The 16945-nt window shown below is 65.4% G+C and carries 12 protein-coding genes; 8 read left to right on the top strand and 4 right to left on the bottom strand.

Annotated elements, in window-relative coordinates:
• Window positions 1–88: 88 nt before the first annotated feature.
• Window positions 89–2320 carry a UvrD-helicase domain-containing protein gene (locus E3T46_RS08830; protein ID WP_134578267.1) on the bottom strand — a complete coding sequence of 744 codons (2232 nt, stop codon included), beginning with the start codon at window positions 2318–2320 and terminating at the stop codon, window positions 89–91.
• 334 nt (window positions 2321–2654) lie between these two features.
• On the bottom strand, window positions 2655–3395 hold the full coding sequence (locus E3T46_RS08825) for a GAF and ANTAR domain-containing protein (RefSeq protein WP_347232612.1): 741 nt from the start codon (window positions 3393–3395) through the stop codon (window positions 2655–2657).
• Between the two features lie 229 nt (window positions 3396–3624).
• On the opposite strand from E3T46_RS08825, the gene E3T46_RS08820 reads away from it, so the two are divergent.
• A complete protein-coding gene (locus E3T46_RS08820; RefSeq protein WP_134578266.1) occupies window positions 3625–4473 on the top strand; it encodes an alpha/beta hydrolase in 849 nt (282 codons plus the stop codon).
• Between the two features lie 119 nt (window positions 4474–4592).
• On the opposite strand, the gene E3T46_RS08815 is transcribed toward E3T46_RS08820, so the two are convergent.
• Window positions 4593–5324, bottom strand: a complete 732-nt coding sequence (locus E3T46_RS08815) for a hypothetical protein (RefSeq protein ID WP_134578265.1) — start codon at window positions 5322–5324, stop codon at window positions 4593–4595.
• Between the two features lie 598 nt (window positions 5325–5922).
• Between E3T46_RS08815 and E3T46_RS17885 the strand changes: the two genes are divergently transcribed.
• From E3T46_RS17885 to E3T46_RS08785, 7 genes are all read left to right on the top strand, one after another.
• Window positions 5923–6084 (top strand): hypothetical protein, encoded by a 162-nt coding sequence (locus E3T46_RS17885; protein ID WP_166790223.1) that lies wholly within the window; start codon window positions 5923–5925, stop codon window positions 6082–6084.
• 229 nt (window positions 6085–6313) lie between these two features.
• Window positions 6314–6571, top strand: a complete 258-nt coding sequence (locus E3T46_RS18255) for a hypothetical protein (protein WP_198419157.1) — start codon at window positions 6314–6316, stop codon at window positions 6569–6571.
• Window positions 6572–6909: 338 nt separating this feature from the next.
• Window positions 6910–8082: an aminotransferase class I/II-fold pyridoxal phosphate-dependent enzyme gene (locus E3T46_RS08805; protein ID WP_134578263.1), complete on the top strand. Its 1173-nt coding sequence runs from the start codon at window positions 6910–6912 to the stop codon at window positions 8080–8082.
• Window positions 8082–9524 (top strand): aminotransferase class I/II-fold pyridoxal phosphate-dependent enzyme, encoded by a 1443-nt coding sequence (locus E3T46_RS08800; RefSeq protein ID WP_241980551.1) that lies wholly within the window; start codon window positions 8082–8084, stop codon window positions 9522–9524. The genes E3T46_RS08805 and E3T46_RS08800 overlap by 1 nt, the downstream gene beginning before the upstream one ends.
• 20 nt (window positions 9525–9544) lie before the next feature.
• Window positions 9545–10132 carry a hypothetical protein gene (locus E3T46_RS08795; protein ID WP_092452195.1) on the top strand — a complete coding sequence of 196 codons (588 nt, stop codon included), beginning with the start codon at window positions 9545–9547 and terminating at the stop codon, window positions 10130–10132.
• On the top strand, window positions 10132–12105 hold the full coding sequence (locus E3T46_RS08790) for an ATP-binding cassette domain-containing protein (RefSeq protein ID WP_134578262.1): 1974 nt from the start codon (window positions 10132–10134) through the stop codon (window positions 12103–12105). The genes E3T46_RS08795 and E3T46_RS08790 overlap by 1 nt, the downstream gene beginning before the upstream one ends.
• Window positions 12102–13040 carry an ECF transporter S component gene (locus E3T46_RS08785; RefSeq protein ID WP_134578261.1) on the top strand — a complete coding sequence of 313 codons (939 nt, stop codon included), beginning with the start codon at window positions 12102–12104 and terminating at the stop codon, window positions 13038–13040. Before E3T46_RS08790 ends, E3T46_RS08785 begins: the two co-directional genes overlap by 4 nt.
• Before the next feature lie 102 nt (window positions 13041–13142).
• On the opposite strand, the gene metH is transcribed toward E3T46_RS08785, so the two are convergent.
• Window positions 13143–16760 carry a methionine synthase gene (gene metH / locus E3T46_RS08780; protein WP_134444568.1) on the bottom strand — a complete coding sequence of 1206 codons (3618 nt, stop codon included), beginning with the start codon at window positions 16758–16760 and terminating at the stop codon, window positions 13143–13145.
• Between the last annotated feature and the right edge of the window lie 185 nt (window positions 16761–16945).

The raw sequence follows: 16945 nt of genomic DNA, 5'->3' as shown, positions 1-16945 counted from the left end.
CAAGGTCAATTCGCTGCGCACCTTGGGAAGACACTTTCTCGATCAGGGCAGCTCGGCATCCGCATTGACGACGGCGTCAACAGCGACGTCAGCCGCGCGCATCACCGAGCGGCGCGTCGCCCACCAGGTACAGCCGCTGCGTGGCGCGGGTCATCGCAACGTAGAGTGCCCCGGCACCGCGCTCCGAGGCCGCGAGAATCGCAGCTGGGTCAACAACGATAACCGCATCGAACTCCAGCCCCTTCGCGTCCTGCGGGGTGAGCAGCGCAATGTCCCGGCTCAAGCCGAGCGCGCCAACGCCGAGCAGGTCGCCGAATTCGGCGCGCAGGGTGGCTTCCAGGTCGTTGAGACCGGCGTCGACGACGATCACGGCGAGGGTGCCGCCGGCGCCGAGCGCCAGATCACGGCGCACCGCCGACGCGGCATCCACTACCGTCTCGACCGGCCATTCGCTGGACCGCACCGTGCGGGAGGGCGTGATCGACAAGCCGTGCGAGATCGCGACGGTTTCGGCCGCTGTAGCGATCTGGCTCGGCGTGCGATAGTTCACCGTGAGCTCTTCGAGCCGCCAGCGGTCGGCCTCCGGCGAGCCCGCGAGTACCGGCTGCAGCGCCTCCTTCCAGCTAGCGGATGCCGCAGCGCTCGCCGCCTGCGCGATGTCGCCGACGATCGTGAACGACCTGCGCGGACCACGCCGCAACACGAGCCGCCACTGCATCGGGGAGAGTTCCTGCGCTTCGTCGATGACGACGTGGCCGTAGGTCCAGCTGCGGTCTCGCGCGGCACGCTCACTGGTCGTGGCCCGCTCATCGAGTTCGCCGGCACGAGCGGCGAGGTCTTTGGCGTTGACCAGCCCCTTCACCCGCATGTTTTCAATGGCCGTTTCGGCGTTCTCCACGTCACGCTTGCGCTGTTCCTTGAGCGCGCGCTTCTTCGCCTGGTCGACCGCGTTGTACTCGCCGAGCAGTTCGGCCGCCTCATCGAGCAGCGGAATGTCGGCGATCGTGAACTCGGCGTCGCGCGCGCGGGCCAGCAGCTTGCGCTGGGCAAAACGCCAGCGCGGAGTCAGCTCCTCCAGCCACTGCGGCCGCGCATACAGATCTTGCAGCAGCTTCTGCGGGGTCAGCGGCAGCCAGGCGGTGTTCAGCGCTACGCGCACGTCATCGGCCAGGCGCAGATCTTCGCGCAGCATCGGCAGGTCGGTATCGTCCATCGACCGGCCCTGCTGCTGCAGTTGCTCGAGCCACACCCGGGACAGCGCGTTGATGGCCGTCTTCACGAACGTGACCCTGGCCTCGTTGTGGGTCTTGCCGGTGCCGCGAGCGCGCGCGATCGCCTGGGCGACCAGCTCCGGCTGCAGCACGATGCGGTCGCCGTTGACGACGAGCACCTGCGCGGCGGCCGGGGTGCGCTGCCGGGACTGCACGGCCCGGGCAATGAGGTCGGCCATGAACGCCTGGCCTTTGAGAGCGGCAACGGCCGGGGCATCCTCTTCGGTCGCTTCGACGTCGGGAAACAACTGACCGACCGAGGCGAGCACGACCCCGGTCTCGCCGAGCGACGGCAGCACGGCCTCGATGTACTGCAGAAACGAGCGTGACGGGCCGATGATGAGCACACCGCTGTCGCGGAGGCGTTCCCGGTGCGTGTACAGCAGGTAGGCGGCGCGGTGCAGAGCGACGGCGGTTTTGCCGGTGCCAGGGCCGCCCTGCACGACGAGAATTCCGGCCAGCTCCGAGCGGATAATGCGGTCCTGCTCCGCCTGAATGGTCGAGACGATGTCGGACATGTGCCCGGTGCGCTGCGCGGTGAGGGCCGCGAGCAGGGCCCCCTCGCCCTGATGCGTGGTCGCATCCGGGTCGGCAAGCAGGGCGGCATCGAGAATTTCGTCCTCGATGCGAATGATGCTGCGCCCCTTGGACAGCAGGTGACGGCGGGCCCGGGCACCGAGCGGCGTGGCGGCCGTGGCCTGATAGAAGGCGCTGGCCTGCGGCACCCGCCAATCCAGCAGCAGGGGCTTGTGGTCCTCGTCGCGCAGCCCGACCCGTCCGATGTAACGGTAGACCGAGTCGCCGGAGTCGTCCGGCATGGTCTCGAGCCGACCGAAGGCAAGCCGGTCGTCGACCTCGCGTAATTGCACGATGCGATCCTCGTACAGGCGGGCGAAGGTATCGCGCTCGCTGCGGGACTGGTGGTTGCCGCCCACGTCGAGGCGGCGCACCTCGATCAGCTGATGTTCGGCCTCTTCCGCTAATGCATCCAACCGCTCATACAGCGACTGGACATAGTTCTGTTCCCGAACAAGCTCCTGGTCGATCACGCACGCACCCCTTAAACCGAAGTCACTAGTTTAGTCGCGGTCAGTGTGGGCCTTGCTGTGTGTATTGGGACGCTCGGGACGGCCTGGCCGGGCACGTTTCTTTCCCGGTGACCTTGATCGGTGAACGTCATCTCGGGCGTATTGCCGACGGTGACGGGGACCCGGTGTCAGCTTGGTCGATCACAGACCGTCCAGTCCACGGCTGCATTAGTCCCGCGCTCGATGGTTTCGTGGTCTGGCGCGGCAGGGTCGGGAGGACCAATCCAGGTCAGAACTCTAGCCAGTACCTCGACGAAAGCATGGCTCACGCAGTGCGTGAATCGGGACACCCGACCTAGATCATGACGCGGCTGCTGATCACGTCTGCGGCGCTTGTGTGCATCGGCTCCTGACGCGAACGGGCGTGCTCGCGCAGCCGCTGGAAAGCTTCATCCATATTGATGCCGTTTCGTTCAGCGATGACTCCCTTGGCCTGCTCGATGAACACTCTGCTATTGAGGGCACGCTGTAACTGTTCGTTGACCGTTGCATTCTCTCGAGCCGTGCGTTCATGGAGAAGGCTGATCGTCGCGACGTCGGCCAGGGCCTGACCAATTGTCGCGTCTTCAGCACTCAACACGCCTTTTTCCGTTCGAAACAGATTCAGCGCCCCGATGGTGTGGGGACGAAAACGCATCGGAATGGCGTGAACGGATTGGAAGCCCTGGGACAATGCCGCGGCCTGAAAAGTGGGGTAGAGATCACCGTTGGTGGCGATATCGCTGAGCGTGACGACCCTTCCTGACCGATACGCGTCGATGCAGGGACCTGCTCCGGCTTCACGTTGCAAAACTTCAACGATCTGGCTTTCTTCACTCGTGGAGGCGACAACTTGCAGATTGCCGTTGTGGTCCGCTAGGAGGATGCCAGCTGCGGTGGCGTCAAGTAACACCACGCATTGGTCGACCAGGGTGTGCAAGAGATCGAGCACGTCGTATTCGCCGACCAGTGCGTCGGCTAGTTCTACAAATGCTCCGCTTACCAGCGCGGCCCGGGTCATGCTCGTCATGCTCGTCATGCTCGTCATGCTCGTCATGCGGTTTAGTGTCGCTCTTAACTCGCAGCGGGTGGCGCGTCAGAGTCGAATGTCAGTGCTTTGGCAGGTTGCACGATCTGCCTCCTCAGTCCCGGTCAGTTCTGTCGAATGTGGGGGGACGAGCCCGACCGATGGTGCCGCCTACAGCCGTCTCCCAGCGAACACCGGTTACCTCGAAACAACCATCCCGATTACCTCCAAGGAACCATCCCGATTGCAAGGAGTGAACATGCCTTTCATCACCGTCACCGGTCAGAACGATCCGAGCGTTGAATTGCATTACGACGACGTCGGTGCCGGAAAGCCCGTCGTACTTATTCATGGTTGGCCCCTCAGCGGCAGATCCTGGGAGGGTCAGGTCCCCGCCCTGGTCGACGCCGGCTACCGGGTTATTACCTACGACCGTCGCGGGTTCGGCCAGTCGTCACAGCCCTGGAACGGGTACGACTACGACACGTTCGCTGCCGACCTAAAGACCGTTCTCGATACCCTGGACCTACGGGATGTTACGCTCATCGGATTCTCGATGGGCGGCGGCGAGCTCGCCCGCTACGTCAGTACCTACGGCACCGACCGCATCGCGAAACTCGTCTTCGCCAGCGCGGTGCCGCCGTACCTCTGGAAATCTGAGGACAACCCTGACGGCGGTGTCGACGCCGACCTGGCCCAGTGGTTCCACGACGGTTTGACCGGCGATCGGCCGGCATTCCTGAATGAGTTCCTGACGATGTTCTTCACGGCAGGTAAGCCGTCCTTGGTCAACAAGCCGAAGGTCAGTTCCGAACAGATTGCGTACAACCTCGATATTGCCCAGATGGCTTCACCGAAGGGCACGCTCGATTGCACCACCGCCTTCGCGACGACGGACTTTCGCGATGACCTGACGAAAATTACCATCCCGACCCTGGTGATTCACGGCGACTCTGACACCATCGTGCCGTTCGAGGTCAGCGGCAAGCGCACGCACGAGGCCATCTCCGGCAGCGTACTCGTACTGATCGAAGACGCCCCCCACGGTCTCACCGTTTCCCACAAGGACGAATGGAACCGGCACGTACTCGCGTTCCTCGCCAAGTAGCACGCCCGACAGGGCCCCTACCCACGATGCCGGGCCCTGTCGGTGGGTGGCTTGGCTCCTTCGCGTGTAGAGATCTACTCGCAGAAAGTGACGCGGCAGTCAACGGCAGGCTGGAGTGGTCAGGGCTGGAATTTTCCCAGCACGCAGGCCGTGGTCGCTGACATCTGACCACCTGCTTCCTTGAAAATCGGCATCAGGCGCACGGCGCCCTCGCGGGTGTGAATGACCCCGGCAATGTCTAAAATAGCCACAGCCTCAAGGTCCCGGGTAAGGGCCCAAAACGGCTGATGGAAGAGCCGTGTGCCGCCGTTGGGTAATTGGGTATGGGTCTGCGCGGTGTAAGCCGCCACAGCCGCTTGCGTTGACGGAAACAAGAGCAGAAACTGCCCGGCGCTCTGATCGTCGGTGCCGTCAGTGGACATGGTCGCCGGCACGACGTTCCACTCATTCGGGTCGTTCACGACCGACGTCAGGAAGCTACTGATCAGCCTGTATACGAGGGCACGAGGCGTGGTATTCGGCGTGACTCGGGGTGCCTGAAGACCCGTGGCGAACTCGATCATCTTCACGATCTCGTGCGAACTGTCCGAGTTCACAATGCGTCGCCACGCAATGTTGACGGCCTCACCCAAAACCACAAATCTGATGCCGCGTTCCAAATCGAACTGAATGCGCATGCCATCTTGTTCGTCGTGGAGCAGAACTACTGGTCCGTCGTCTTCAGCTGTGACGCGCGTCATGAGTAGATGCGGATGCCGGCGAACCAATTCGCTGGCGATCCACCAGGTCTGCGCCGTCATAAACCGGCTGGCCGCCGCAAAACGCGACTCAGAGGGGGAATTGAAAGTCACCGGAAGGCGATCCGGTGGCGGTGTGCGGATCGGGTAACTAACTCAGGATTCAACATTGAGATGGAGTGCTCCGTCGTTTCAGGGTTCTCACCCGCGCGGTCGCGCGGGAACCAAGCAATCCAGCCATCAGCGCCAGGACGTTTCAAAGTTAGAGCGAAGTGTCAAATACTCATATTACGGATTTTTGAATCCAAACCGCTCCCCCCGAAAGAGTTACGGGCTACCGCGATGGAAGACCTCGAAGCGCCTAATCGGTTGGTCCAGGTAGCCGATCACCTGAGAAGCCTCGCTGTTCCACCTGAGCTCGTCATTGTTGGTGGCGACCGAACTCGGACCGTGGGCGCCCGTCGTGCTGCCAAGCGGACGGCGTCGGCCCTGTGCATCAAGTGCCGCGATGGCCAGAGGAAGTGACACCGAGATGACATGAACATGACGTACTCGGCGTACGTTCGCATGTGCGCGCGGGCGAACCGTCACCGTGCAGCGCGATGGTCAGCTCTCTGCGGTCATGCCGGTGAATCGGCTCCGTACATACTTCTCTCGAACTGTATCGCCGCGCGTTCGCGTCACTCGGGAAGATGACCGCACCATTGCGTTGATGGATGGTCGCCCCGTCGTGTCAGAGGGTACGGATGTTGACGGCGCGTTCGCGGACCTCGCCCTGTCGCTTCGTGAGTACGCCAAAGACTGGGACGACCGGCTGGAGCGCGCTCCGAATCACGCCGACAACTGGGCACTTGTGCAGCTCATCAAACTTTAAACCGACGAGCAGCTCCTCGAATGGCTTGAGCGCGGCGGTGAGTAAGTACCCGACCACGACCCGCGAGGACCACGACGATTTCTGCGTGGCGGAGAAGTGGCAGCTCGTAAGCGGCGCATCAGGACAGCCTGTCAGGCCTCACCGCACCTATGAGTTGGCGCTCTGGGACGGGCAAATCCTCCGAACACGAATCTCCCGGCCCGTCGACCGGTCGACGTACTCTGCCGGGATGTGGACCCACATGCTGCGAACCCGGCTCACCGTTGACGCTGACGCGTTCTGGGCCTGTGTTCGTGACAAGAAGTTGCCGGACCGCGGGGTACCCGAAACCGTGACCCATAGGGAGCCATTACCGCTGTATCTCGTTCGGGCGCTCAGCGAACTCGGCGTTGACGAAAGCGAGAGCCTGGCACTGACCGCGGTGAAAGCAGCGCAGCTGCTCGCCGAGAAGATGGCCCAGCGCTACGGCCACCAAAGCCGTTCATGAGTGATTCGACACCGTCGTAGAACATGTCTCCCGTTGTTGCCTTCTCGCCCGCGAACAGGGCCACTACGCCCCGTCCATCCGTCGGTGGGAACCAGAAGGTCAGCCGACACGCAATACCGACGCAGCGAATCCTCGCAGTCTGGCCATACAGAAACGTCCCGTCAGCCGTTGGCTTACGGAGCGCTGGACACGTCGGTTCCTATCCTCTATCCCGGGCGTTAGTCAGGGGTGACAACACCCTTGGCCGCTGCGACCGGGCACCGGCGGCATCCGCTCTCATGTGTCGAATATTTACGGACCTGTTCGCTAATTCGGGGCGGCAGGAACATGCTGTGGTCATGTCAGTCATCAAGGCCGCACCGCTGGAGCATATCCGGCGCGAGCGCAGCAGCATCAAGTGGACTCGGTTTCCCGCCGACGTACTTCCCTTGTTCGTTGCCGAGATGGATTACCCCCTGGCACCAGAGATCGTCGCGACCCTGGTGGAGCGCGTACAGGCGTCCGACACCGGCTACCTTGACGGCCCTGGGCCGCTTGCTCCGGCCTTCGCCACGTTCGCCCTGGACCGCTGGGGCTGGAACGTGGACCCGAGCCACGTACATCTCGCCACGGACGTCAGCGTCGGCATCGTCGAGGCCCTGCGCCTGGCCGTGCCGGTTGGCGGCCGCGTCGCGATCACCCCGCCGGTCTACCCGCCGTTCTACGAACTGGTGGAGGAGGCCCTCGGTAACGTCGTGGAGACCCCCCTGATCGAGCACGGTGACACCTGGCTGTTCGACTTCGCGGCGCTGGAGCGCAGTTTCGCTTCCGGCGTCGATGCCTTCCTCCTGTGCAACCCGCACAACCCGCACGGCATCGTGTGGGCGCGGGCCACACTCGAGGAGCTCGCCCGGCTCGCGGCCCACTATGACGTCTTCGTGATCTCCGACGAGATCCACGCCCCGCTCACTTACCCCGGCGCCACCTTCACTCCGTTCGCCCCGCTGGCCGTGGCCGCCGGCGCGCGCGCGGTGACCGTGACCTCGGCGAGCAAGGGCTGGAACATTGCCGGGCTCAAGTGCGCCATCATGGTCGCGGCCGATGATGCGACCAACGCGCTGCTGAACCTTCTGCCCGAGGAAGTTGCCTGTCGCACCAGCATTCTCGGCCTGCACGCGAATATCGCCGCGTTCGGTTGTACCGACTGGCTCGACACTGCCATCGACCAAATTGTCAGCAACGATGCTCTCCTGGATTCCCTACTCCGCGAACACCTGCCCGCCGTGATCTATCACCGGCCGCGCGCCAGCTATCTTGCCTGGATGGATCTTCGCCACGTCGGTCTCGGGGACAATCCGTACCAGCGCATTCTCGACGATGCCCGCGTCGCCCTCAACAGCGGTGAGTCCTTCGGCCTCGGCGGTCAGGGCTTCGCCCGCCTCAACCTGGCCTGCTCCCCCGACACTCTGCGCGAGGCCGTCGTCCGCATCGCGGCGCTCGTCGCCCGGGTGTCGGCCGAGGCTGCGGCCTGATGACCACCTCTACCCAAACGGATGCTCCGCTCCCGACCCACACCGACGCAACAGGAAGTTTCATGGTCACGCCAGCACCAGTATCCGCTTCACTCACGTCGTCACCGCTGAACTCTGACGCTCGTGAGGTCGTGGACCCGATTACCAACTGGGACGGCTTCAGCTTCGACACCCGCCAGGTGCACGTCGGCGAATACGCCGACGAAAACCGCGGCGCACGCATTCCGCCGCTCACCCTGAGCGCCGGCTACGTCTTCGACTCCTTCGACGACGGCGCCGCCCGGTTCAACGGTGGCTCCCGCGAACCCATTTACTCCCGGCAGGGCAACCCGACCAACGCGGTCGCCGAGCAGCGCCTCGCCTCGCTCGAGGGCGGCACCGCCTGTGTCGCCGTGTCGAGCGGGCAGGCCGCGATCAGCGCCGCCCTGTTCGCCCTGGCCGAAGCGGGCGAACACATCGTCTCGACCGCGAGCATTTACGGCGGTACCCGCATTCTGCTCGGCCGCAGCTTTCGCCGCATGGGCATCGAGGTCGACTACGTCTGGGACACCGACTCCGACGAAGCCTGGGACGCGGTCATTCGCCCGGAGACCAAGGCGATTTTCACCGAAACGATCCCCAACCCGCGCAACGACGTCGTGGATATCGCCCGCATTGCCGCCGTCGCCCGCCGCCACGGCATCCCCCTCGTCGTCGACAACACCGTGGCCACGCCGTACCTGATTCGCCCGTTCGAGCACGGCGCCGACATTGTCGTGCACTCGACCACCAAGTTTCTCAGCGGCCACGGCGCCGGTGTGTCCGGCGCGATCGTCGACGGCGGCACCTTCGACTGGGCGGCGAGTTCCCGCCGCTACCCGCTGCTGACCGACTCGTTGCGCCCCGGCCTGCCGTCGCTGCTCGACCGGTTCGGCCCGGCCGCTTTTGCCCAGTATGTGCGCGAGGCCGTCGTCAACGACGTCGGCCCGTCGCTCTCCCCGTTCAACGGGTTTCTGCTGCACCAGGGCATCGAAACCCTGTCGCTGCGCATGGAACGCCACGTCGACAACTCCCGTGCCATCGCGCACTGGCTCGAAGAGCAGCCGGAGGTCGAGGTCGTCGACTACGCCGGCCTGCCGAGCAGCCCGCTGCACGACATTGCGCAGCAGTACTACAACGGGCGCACCGGCTCGGTCTTCGCCGTCACGGTCAAGGGCGGCACCGAGGGTGCCCGCGCCTTCACGAACGGCCTGCGGGTGTTCAGCCGCATGACCGGTATCGGCGACACCCGCTCGATGGTGCTGCATCCGCTGACCACCACCCACGCCTCCTTTGCCCCCGACCTCAACGCCCGCCTCGGCATCACCGCCGGAATGCTGCGCCTGTCGGTGGGCATCGAAGCGCTCGACGACCTTCTGCTCGATCTCCGCGGGGGGCTCGACCGAGTCGCCGGCATCCTCTAAACGCTAGGTAATCTGAACCAATGAACCTCAACGCAACAATTTTTTCTGCGCCCATTTTCTCCCGCAACACGGGCTTCCGCAGCACGGCTGCCCGCACCTCAGTTGCATTGGGCGCGCTCGTTCTGCTCGCTGCACTGAGCGGATGCGCTCCCGCTGATTCCGGCTCGTCGGCCTCACCTGCCGCGACCGCTGAAGCTTCCTCGGCCGACTGCGCCGGCGTCGCCGTCGTCGTGGACTTCGGTCTGCTTGACGCCGCCACGATCACCGAGTGCGTCGACGCGACCAAGGCCATCCCTGCGAGCGAGACCCTCGCAACGACGGGCACCACGACCGAGGGCAGCGTCGAATACGGCGACGCCATCGTCTGCCGCGTCAACGACCGCCCGGCCGCCGACGAAACCGTCGTGGTCGAGGGCCAGGAATCCTTCACCGAGAGCTGCGCCTCGATGCCACCGGCTTACGCCTACTGGGCGCTCTGGGTGAAGGCCACTCCCGACGCCGAATGGGAGTACGCCCAGGAGGGCATCGGCACGCTCGAGGTCGAACCCGGCCAGTCAGTGGGACTCGTCTACACGACCGGCACTGAAACGCCGACGCCCGGCAGCTAGTGTTTCGCCTGCGCCTGGCCCCGCTTCTCGCGGCAATCGTGCTCGCGGTGGGCTTCGTGCTGTTGCGGGTCGTCTACCGCGTGGTCTTCGGCGGGGCAGGCGCCGGCACCGGCCCGGTACTCCTGGAGCTTCCCCGGCTCCGACTCGACGGGCCGTTCAGCCACATCACGCTGCTGGGCCCGATCACCTTGGTCGGTCTCGGCAATGCCGCGCTCAGCGCACTGCCGGTTGCCGCCATCATCGTGTTCTTCGGCCTGCTGAACGCGGTCATCAACGTGCAATCCCTGTTTGCGCGCGGTGCCGGTCGCGGCCCGCTGCGCGCCATCTCTCGTTCGCTCGTCATCGCCTGGGCGACCTTTCCGGCACTGCTGGAATCCGTGCGCCGCGTGCGGGTTGCCCGCTCCCTACGCGGCGAGCGGTCGATCGCGTCGCTGCTCGTGCCCATCTTCGAGCAGACAATCGAGCGCGCGCTCGCGCTGGCCGCGTCGATGGAAACCCGCGGATTTGCGGCGACCCGCGTCGTAACCGGCGTGTGCGAGGCACCGGTGGTGCTCCGGGATGTCAGATTGAACTTCGGTGCTGCGCCTGACAAGACGGGCTGGCACCTCGACGAGCTCAACGTTACCCTCAAGCCCGGCACTCTCACCGTTATCGTCGGCGCGACCGGGTCAGGCAAAACCAGCCTGCTGCACAGCATGAGCGGGCTGTTCCAGCACTTCTACGACGGCGTTCAGACCGGCACCGTCAACATTGGCGGTGCCGATCGGGCCTCGACTCCCCCGCGTGACACGGCCGGTTTCGTCGGGCTTGTCGCGCAGAACGTGCGCCTCGGCTTTGCGGCCGAAACCGTGCACGACGAAATCGGATTCGCCCTGGCCGTGCGCAACGTCACCCCGTCCATCGTGCACGCCCGGATTCTCCAGGTCGCCGCTCGGCTGAAAATCGAACATTTGGTCGACCGACCGATCGAGCGGCTCTCAGCGGGCGAGGCCAGCCTCGTCGCAATCGCGGCGGCCATCGTGAATCACCCCATCCTGTTGCTCGTCGACGAGCCGCTTGCCGACCTCGACGCTGCCGCCCGGGATCGGGTCTGCACCGTGCTTGGCCAGCTCGCCCACGAAGCCGACGTCTGCGTCGTCATCGCCGAACACAACACGAAGGAGTTCGCTTCGATAGCGGATGTCTGGCTCCAGATTCGAGGCAGCCAGCTGCACGAGGTCTCCGCCGGTGAGATGCAGGCGCTGTCGACCGCCGAGACTCCCACGCCGACGCCGGTCGCGTCGCGAGATTTCGGAACCGTGCCTGCTGTGCTGTTGGCAAGCATCCGCCGGCTGAGCGTTCGACACCGAACGAGTCTGGTCGTCGACGACGTGTCCTTCAAGGTGCAGGCCGGCGAGCTGATCGCGCTTCGGGGTAGCAACGGCGCCGGTAAAAGTAGCCTGTTGCGGGCGATGGCGTTGCCGACGGCTGCCGACACCGTCACCGTTGCCGGCCATGACGTGCACGCCCTCAAGCGGCGAACCCGTCGGCAGGCCGTGGCGCTGGTGCCCGAGAACTTCGATGACCTATTGTTTGCGATCACCGTGACCGAGGAGTGTCGGCGGGCTAACCGCACTCTGGCTGGCGCCGATACGGCACAGACATTTGCGCAGCTGCTGGGTTTCGATGGCGTCGCGGATGCCGCGCACCTGATGCAGCGCCACCCACGCGACCTCTCTTCCGGCGAACGCCTCTGCCTCGTGATGGCCATTCAACTCGCGGCCCGGCCCGACCTGCTGCTCATCGACGAACCCACTCGCGGCCTCGACCTCACGTCGCGTGCCCTGGTGAGCGACGCTTTGCTCAAGGCCGCGAGCTACAGCGCTGCGGTTATTTTCGCTACCCACGACGACGACTTCGCGCGGGGTCTCGCCACCCGAATCCTGCGCATGGAAGCCGGCCGGCTCGAAGCCCCTATCGAGGTGCACTCGTGACGGTCATTGTGAGCGCGCGCCAGCGCATCCGCTGGACGTCGTGGATTCTGGGCAGCGGCAGCGTTCTCGCCGCCGCAGCCTTCGCCTGGCCGTTCTTCGTCGCGGCGGTGCCGGCCGACGCGCAGGTCGCCGTGCCGATCGTGGCGTTCGCGCTCATTCCGGCGCTCATCGTGGCCCTCGCGCTCACCCTCGACCGGGAGATGTACACGGCGAAAACAGTGGCGCTGCTCGGTGTGCTCGCGGCGGTCGGTGCCGCGGTGCGAATCGCCGGTGCCGGCATGGGCGGGGTTGAGGCGGTGTTCGTGCTGCTGATTCTGGCCGGACGGGTCTACGGCGCGCGGTTCGGTTTTCTGCTCGGACTGCTCACCATCGCGGTGTCCTCCCTGCTCTGGGGCGGCTTCGGGCCCTGGACCCCGTTCCAGATGTTCGCCTGCGGCTGGGTCGGCGCCGGCGCGGGGCTGCTGCCGCACTGGGCGAAAGCGACCCCGACCGCACCCAGGACCCAACCGGCGTCGACCGCACAAGCGCCAAGCCAACCCGCGCATGGCGAGCCCGCGCCAGGCGCACCCGCGCAGCGCTGGCAGCGCTGGCAGCGCCCCAGGCTGAACGCGCAATCGCGGCTCACGACCGGGACGCGCTGGCGTCGGAGCCTCGAAATCGTGCTGCTGGCCGTCTACGGCGTCGTCTCGTCGTACCTGTTCGGCCTCATGATGAACCTCTGGTTCTGGCCGTTCGCCGTCGGTAGCGGTACCGGCATCTCCTACACGGCCGGGGCCGACGCCGGGCAGAATCTCGCCTCGTTCGCGTTGTACTCCCTGGTCACGTCAACCCTCACCTGGGACACCGTGCGGGCCATCACCACTGTGGTCGGCATCTCCCTGGTGGGCCCGGCCGTTCTCGCCGCCCTGCGCCGCGCACGCCTGGGCCCCCGCTGACTCGTTCTCTGGCTCGAAGGCATCCGTTTCGCGCTGCGCGGGACGTGCGCCAGTGCGCGGGAGGCGCGACTCCCGCGCGGAGCCCCCTCCGACCCCGACGAACTACACCGAGAAGTACTTCGCTTCCGGGTGGTGGAACACGAACGCGTCGGTCGACTGCTCGGGGTGCAGCTGCAGCTCCTCCGACAAGACCACGCCCATCCGCTCGGGTTTCAGCAGCTCGACCACCTTGCGGCGATCCTCCATCTCGGGGCAGGCCGGGTAGCCGAGCGAGAACCGGGCACCGCGATACTCGAGCTTGAACATGCCGGCGATATCGGTGGGGTCTTCGCCGCCCACACCGAATTCCGAGCGGATGCGCGAGTGCCAGTATTCGGCCAGCGCCTCGGTCAGCTGCATGGTGAGCCCGTTGAGTTCCATGTAATCGCGGTACTGATTCGCGGCGAACATTTGGGCCGTCACTGAGTCCACGTTCGAGCCGGCGGTGACCAGCTGGAGGGCGACGACATCCGTTTGGCCAGACGCGCGACCGCGCACGAAGTCGGCCAGGCACAGGTGTTTGTCACGGCGCTGCCGGGGAAAGTTGAAGCGCAGGCGATCAGAGCCGAGCACGCCGTCGGAACCGCCGTCGGGCGCGAGCAGTCCAGCCTGGCCGACCAGGCCGGTCGGGTCGTCACCGTGGTGCAGCACGACCAGGTCGTCGCCGTCGGCAACCACCGGAAAGTAGCCGTAGGCGACGGAGGCATCGAGCATGCCCTCGCCCAGGATGCGGTCGAGCCAGTAACGCAGGCGCGGCCGACCGACGGTATCGACCAGTTCCTGATAGCTCGCGCCGTCTTCAGCCCGGCTGGGCTTGAGCCCCCACTGCCCCATGAACGTGGCGCGTTCGTCGAGGAAGGCCGAAAAGTCGGCTAGGGCCACGCCCTTGACGATGCGGGTGCCCCAGAACGGCGGCACCGGGATCGGGTTGTCGCTCGCGACCTCGGACCGAGCGGGCATCTCCTCGGGTTCGGTCAAGGTGAGCAGACTCTTCTTGTGGATGCGTTTCTTGAGCGGCGGCAGGCCGACCGATTTGGGGTCGGCACCGCGGGCGATGGCCACGAGGGGTTCCATCAGGGCGAGGCCCTCAAACGCGTCGCGGGCGTAGCGCACCTGCCCGGCGAAGACGCTGTCAAGGTCGTCCTCCACGTAGGAGCGGGTGAGTGCGGCGCCACCGAGCAGGATCGGCCACTTGTCAGCGAGGCCGCGCGATTCGAGTTCGAGCAGGTTCTCTTTCATCACCACCGTGGATTTCACGAGCAGCCCGCTCATGCCAATCACGTCGGCGTTGTGTTCTTCAGCCACCCGAATGAACTCAGCAATCGGCTGTTTAATGCCGATATTGATCACGTCGTAGCCGTTGTTGGTGAGGATGATGTCGACGAGGTTCTTGCCGATGTCGTGCACGTCGCCGCGAACTGTGCCGAGCACGATCGTGCCCTTGCCGGCCGCTTCGGATTTCTCCATGTGCGGCTCCAGCAGCGCGACGGCGGCTTTCATGACCTCGGCGGACTGCAGTACGAACGGCAGCTGCATCTCGCCGCTGCCGAAGCGGGCGCCGACGACCTGCATGCCCACGAGCAGGTGCACGTTGACGATATCGAGCGCGCTCAACCCCCCGGCTCGGGCAAGGTCGAGGTCAGCCTCGAGGCCCTTGGCCTCGCCGTCGATAATGCGGCGCTCCAGCCGTTCGCCCACCGGCAGGGCCGCCAGTTCGGCGGCACGTTCGTCCTTCAATGCGGCGGAGTCGACGCCGGCGAACAGGTCGAGCAGGGCCACCAGCGGGTCGTAGGTGAGGGTGCCTTCGGCGTCGTATTCGCGGCGGTCCCAGACCAGGTCCATGGCCACCTTTCGGCGGTCATCGGGCACCGAGGCGAGCGGCACGATCTTGGCGGAGTTAACGATGGCGGAGTCGAGGCCGGCCTCGGTGGCTTCGTGCAAAAACACCGAGTTGAGCACCGACCGGGCGGCCGGGTTGAGTCCGAACGACACGTTCGACACTCCGAGCGTCGTGTGGATGCCGGGGTATTTCGCCTTGATCTGGCGGATCGCCTCGATGGTTTCGATGCCGTCGCGGCGGGTTTCCTCCTGGCCGGTCGCGATCGGAAAGGTGAGGGCGTCGACGATGATGTCCTCGACCCGCATACCCCACACGTTCACGAGGGTCTCGACCAGCCGGGTGGCGATGCGCACCTTGTGTTCGGCGGTGCGGGCCTGCCCTTCTTCATCGATGGTGAGGGCGATCACGGCGGCGCCGTGCTCTTTCACGAGCGGCATGATGCGACCGAACCGGGAGGTAGGCCCTTCGCCGTCTTCGAAGTTGACCGAGTTCACCACCGGGCGGCCGCCGATGAGTTCCATGCCGGCCTGCAGCACGGCCGGTTCGGTCGAGTCCACCACGAGCGGCAGGGTCGAGGCGCTGGCCAGACGGGAGACGACCTGTTTCATGTCGGCGACGCCGTCGCGGCCGACGTAGTCGATGCACACGTCGAGCAGGTGGGCGCCGTCCCGCACCTGGCTGCGGGCGATGTCGACGCAGTCGTCCCAGTTCTCGGCGAGCATCGCATCGCGGAACGCGCGCGAGCCGTTGGCGTTAGTGCGCTCGCCGATGGCGAGGAAGGCGCTGTCCTGGTCGAAGCTCACGTGCTGGTACAAGCTCGCGACGCCGGCATCCGCTTCGAGCGTTCGCGGTTTAACGGTGACACCACGCAACCGTTCTACCACGGCGGTCATGTGTGCAGGAGTCGTACCGCAGCATCCACCCACCAGCCCCAGCCCGAATTCCTTCACGAACTGTTCGTGTGCCGTGGCGAGCTGGTCAGGGGTGAGCGGGTAGCTCGCGCCGGTCTTGGTCAGCTGCGGCAGGCCGGCGTTCGGCATACAGATAACGGGAACGCGGGAGAATTTGGAGAGGTGGCGCAGGTGCTCGCTCATCTCGGTCGGTCCGGTCGCGCAGTTCAGGCCGATCGCGTCGATGCCGAGGGGTTCGAGCGCCGTCAGGGCTGCGCCGATCTCGCTGCCCATCAGCATGGTCCCGGTGGTCTCCACCGTCACCTCCACGAAAATCGGCAAGCGGATGCCGGTCTCAGCGATGGCCTGCTTGCATCCGTTCACCGCGCTCTTGGTCTGCAGCAGATCCTGCGAGGTTTCGATCAAAAACGCGTCGGCGCCACCGCGGATCAACCCGAGCGCCTGCTCGGCGAAGGTGGCCTTGAGGTTGGCGTAGGTGGTGTGGCCGAGGCTGGGCAGTTTGGTGCCCGGGCCCATCGAGCCGAGCACCCAGCGCACGCGGCCGTCGCGGGCTTCGAACTTCTCGGCACTGGTGCGGGCGATCTCGGCGCCGAGCCTGGCGAGTTCCTCGATGCGGTCTTCGATGCCGTAGTCGGAGAGGTTGGACCAGTTCGCGCCGAAGGTGTTGGTCTCGATGGCGTCGATGCCGGTTTCGAGGTAGACGTCGTGGATGGCCGCGATGATATCGGGGCGGCTCACGTTGAGGATCTCGTTGCAGCCCTCGAGCTGCTGGTAGTCGTCGAGGGTGGGGTTGTGCTCCTGCAGCATGGTGCCCATGGCGCCGTCCGCGATGACGACGGAGTTGGTCACGGCATCCAGCAGTGCCTGGGATCGAGCCGGGCGTGCCGCAGCGATGGGGGTGTCAGCGACAGTAGTTCGCACAGTGCTCATGCGCCCAGCTTAACTGCGGGCATCGGCACTCCGACGAGGAGGCGTAACGAATCTTAGTGTGCGGGCCCGGGCCCGATGAGTCTGCCCGATTCTAGGACTCAACATCCACGTGGAGCCAGGGCCCGCTCGATGAATGGTGGTCGTACCGTGTGCAGAACCGGTACTGGAGCCCCCGCGTTGCCACC

The organism is Cryobacterium sp. Hh11, assembly GCF_004404045.1.
In the GTDB taxonomy this organism is placed as follows: Bacteria; Actinomycetota; Actinomycetes; order Actinomycetales; family Microbacteriaceae; genus Cryobacterium; species Cryobacterium levicorallinum.
The sequence above is the reverse complement of the archived record's forward strand: the minus strand, read 5'-3'. Positions and strand labels throughout refer to the sequence as shown.

Coding starts and splice junctions, on each gene's coding strand:
- E3T46_RS17885 (WP_166790223.1), top strand. CDS start 5,923: ATGGATGGTCGCCCCGTCGTGTCAGAGGGTACGGATGTTGACGGCGCG.
- E3T46_RS08800 (WP_241980551.1), top strand. CDS start 8,082: ATGACCACCTCTACCCAAACGGATGCTCCGCTCCCGACCCACACCGAC.
- E3T46_RS08825 (WP_347232612.1), bottom strand. CDS start 3,395: ATGACGAGCATGACGAGCATGACGAGCATGACGAGCATGACCCGGGCC.
- E3T46_RS08805 (WP_134578263.1), top strand. CDS start 6,910: ATGTCAGTCATCAAGGCCGCACCGCTGGAGCATATCCGGCGCGAGCGC.
- E3T46_RS08820 (WP_134578266.1), top strand. CDS start 3,625: ATGCCTTTCATCACCGTCACCGGTCAGAACGATCCGAGCGTTGAATTG.
- metH (WP_134444568.1), bottom strand. CDS start 16,760: ATGAGCACTGTGCGAACTACTGTCGCTGACACCCCCATCGCTGCGGCA.
- E3T46_RS08795 (WP_092452195.1), top strand. CDS start 9,545: ATGAACCTCAACGCAACAATTTTTTCTGCGCCCATTTTCTCCCGCAAC.
- E3T46_RS18255 (WP_198419157.1), top strand. CDS start 6,314: ATGTGGACCCACATGCTGCGAACCCGGCTCACCGTTGACGCTGACGCG.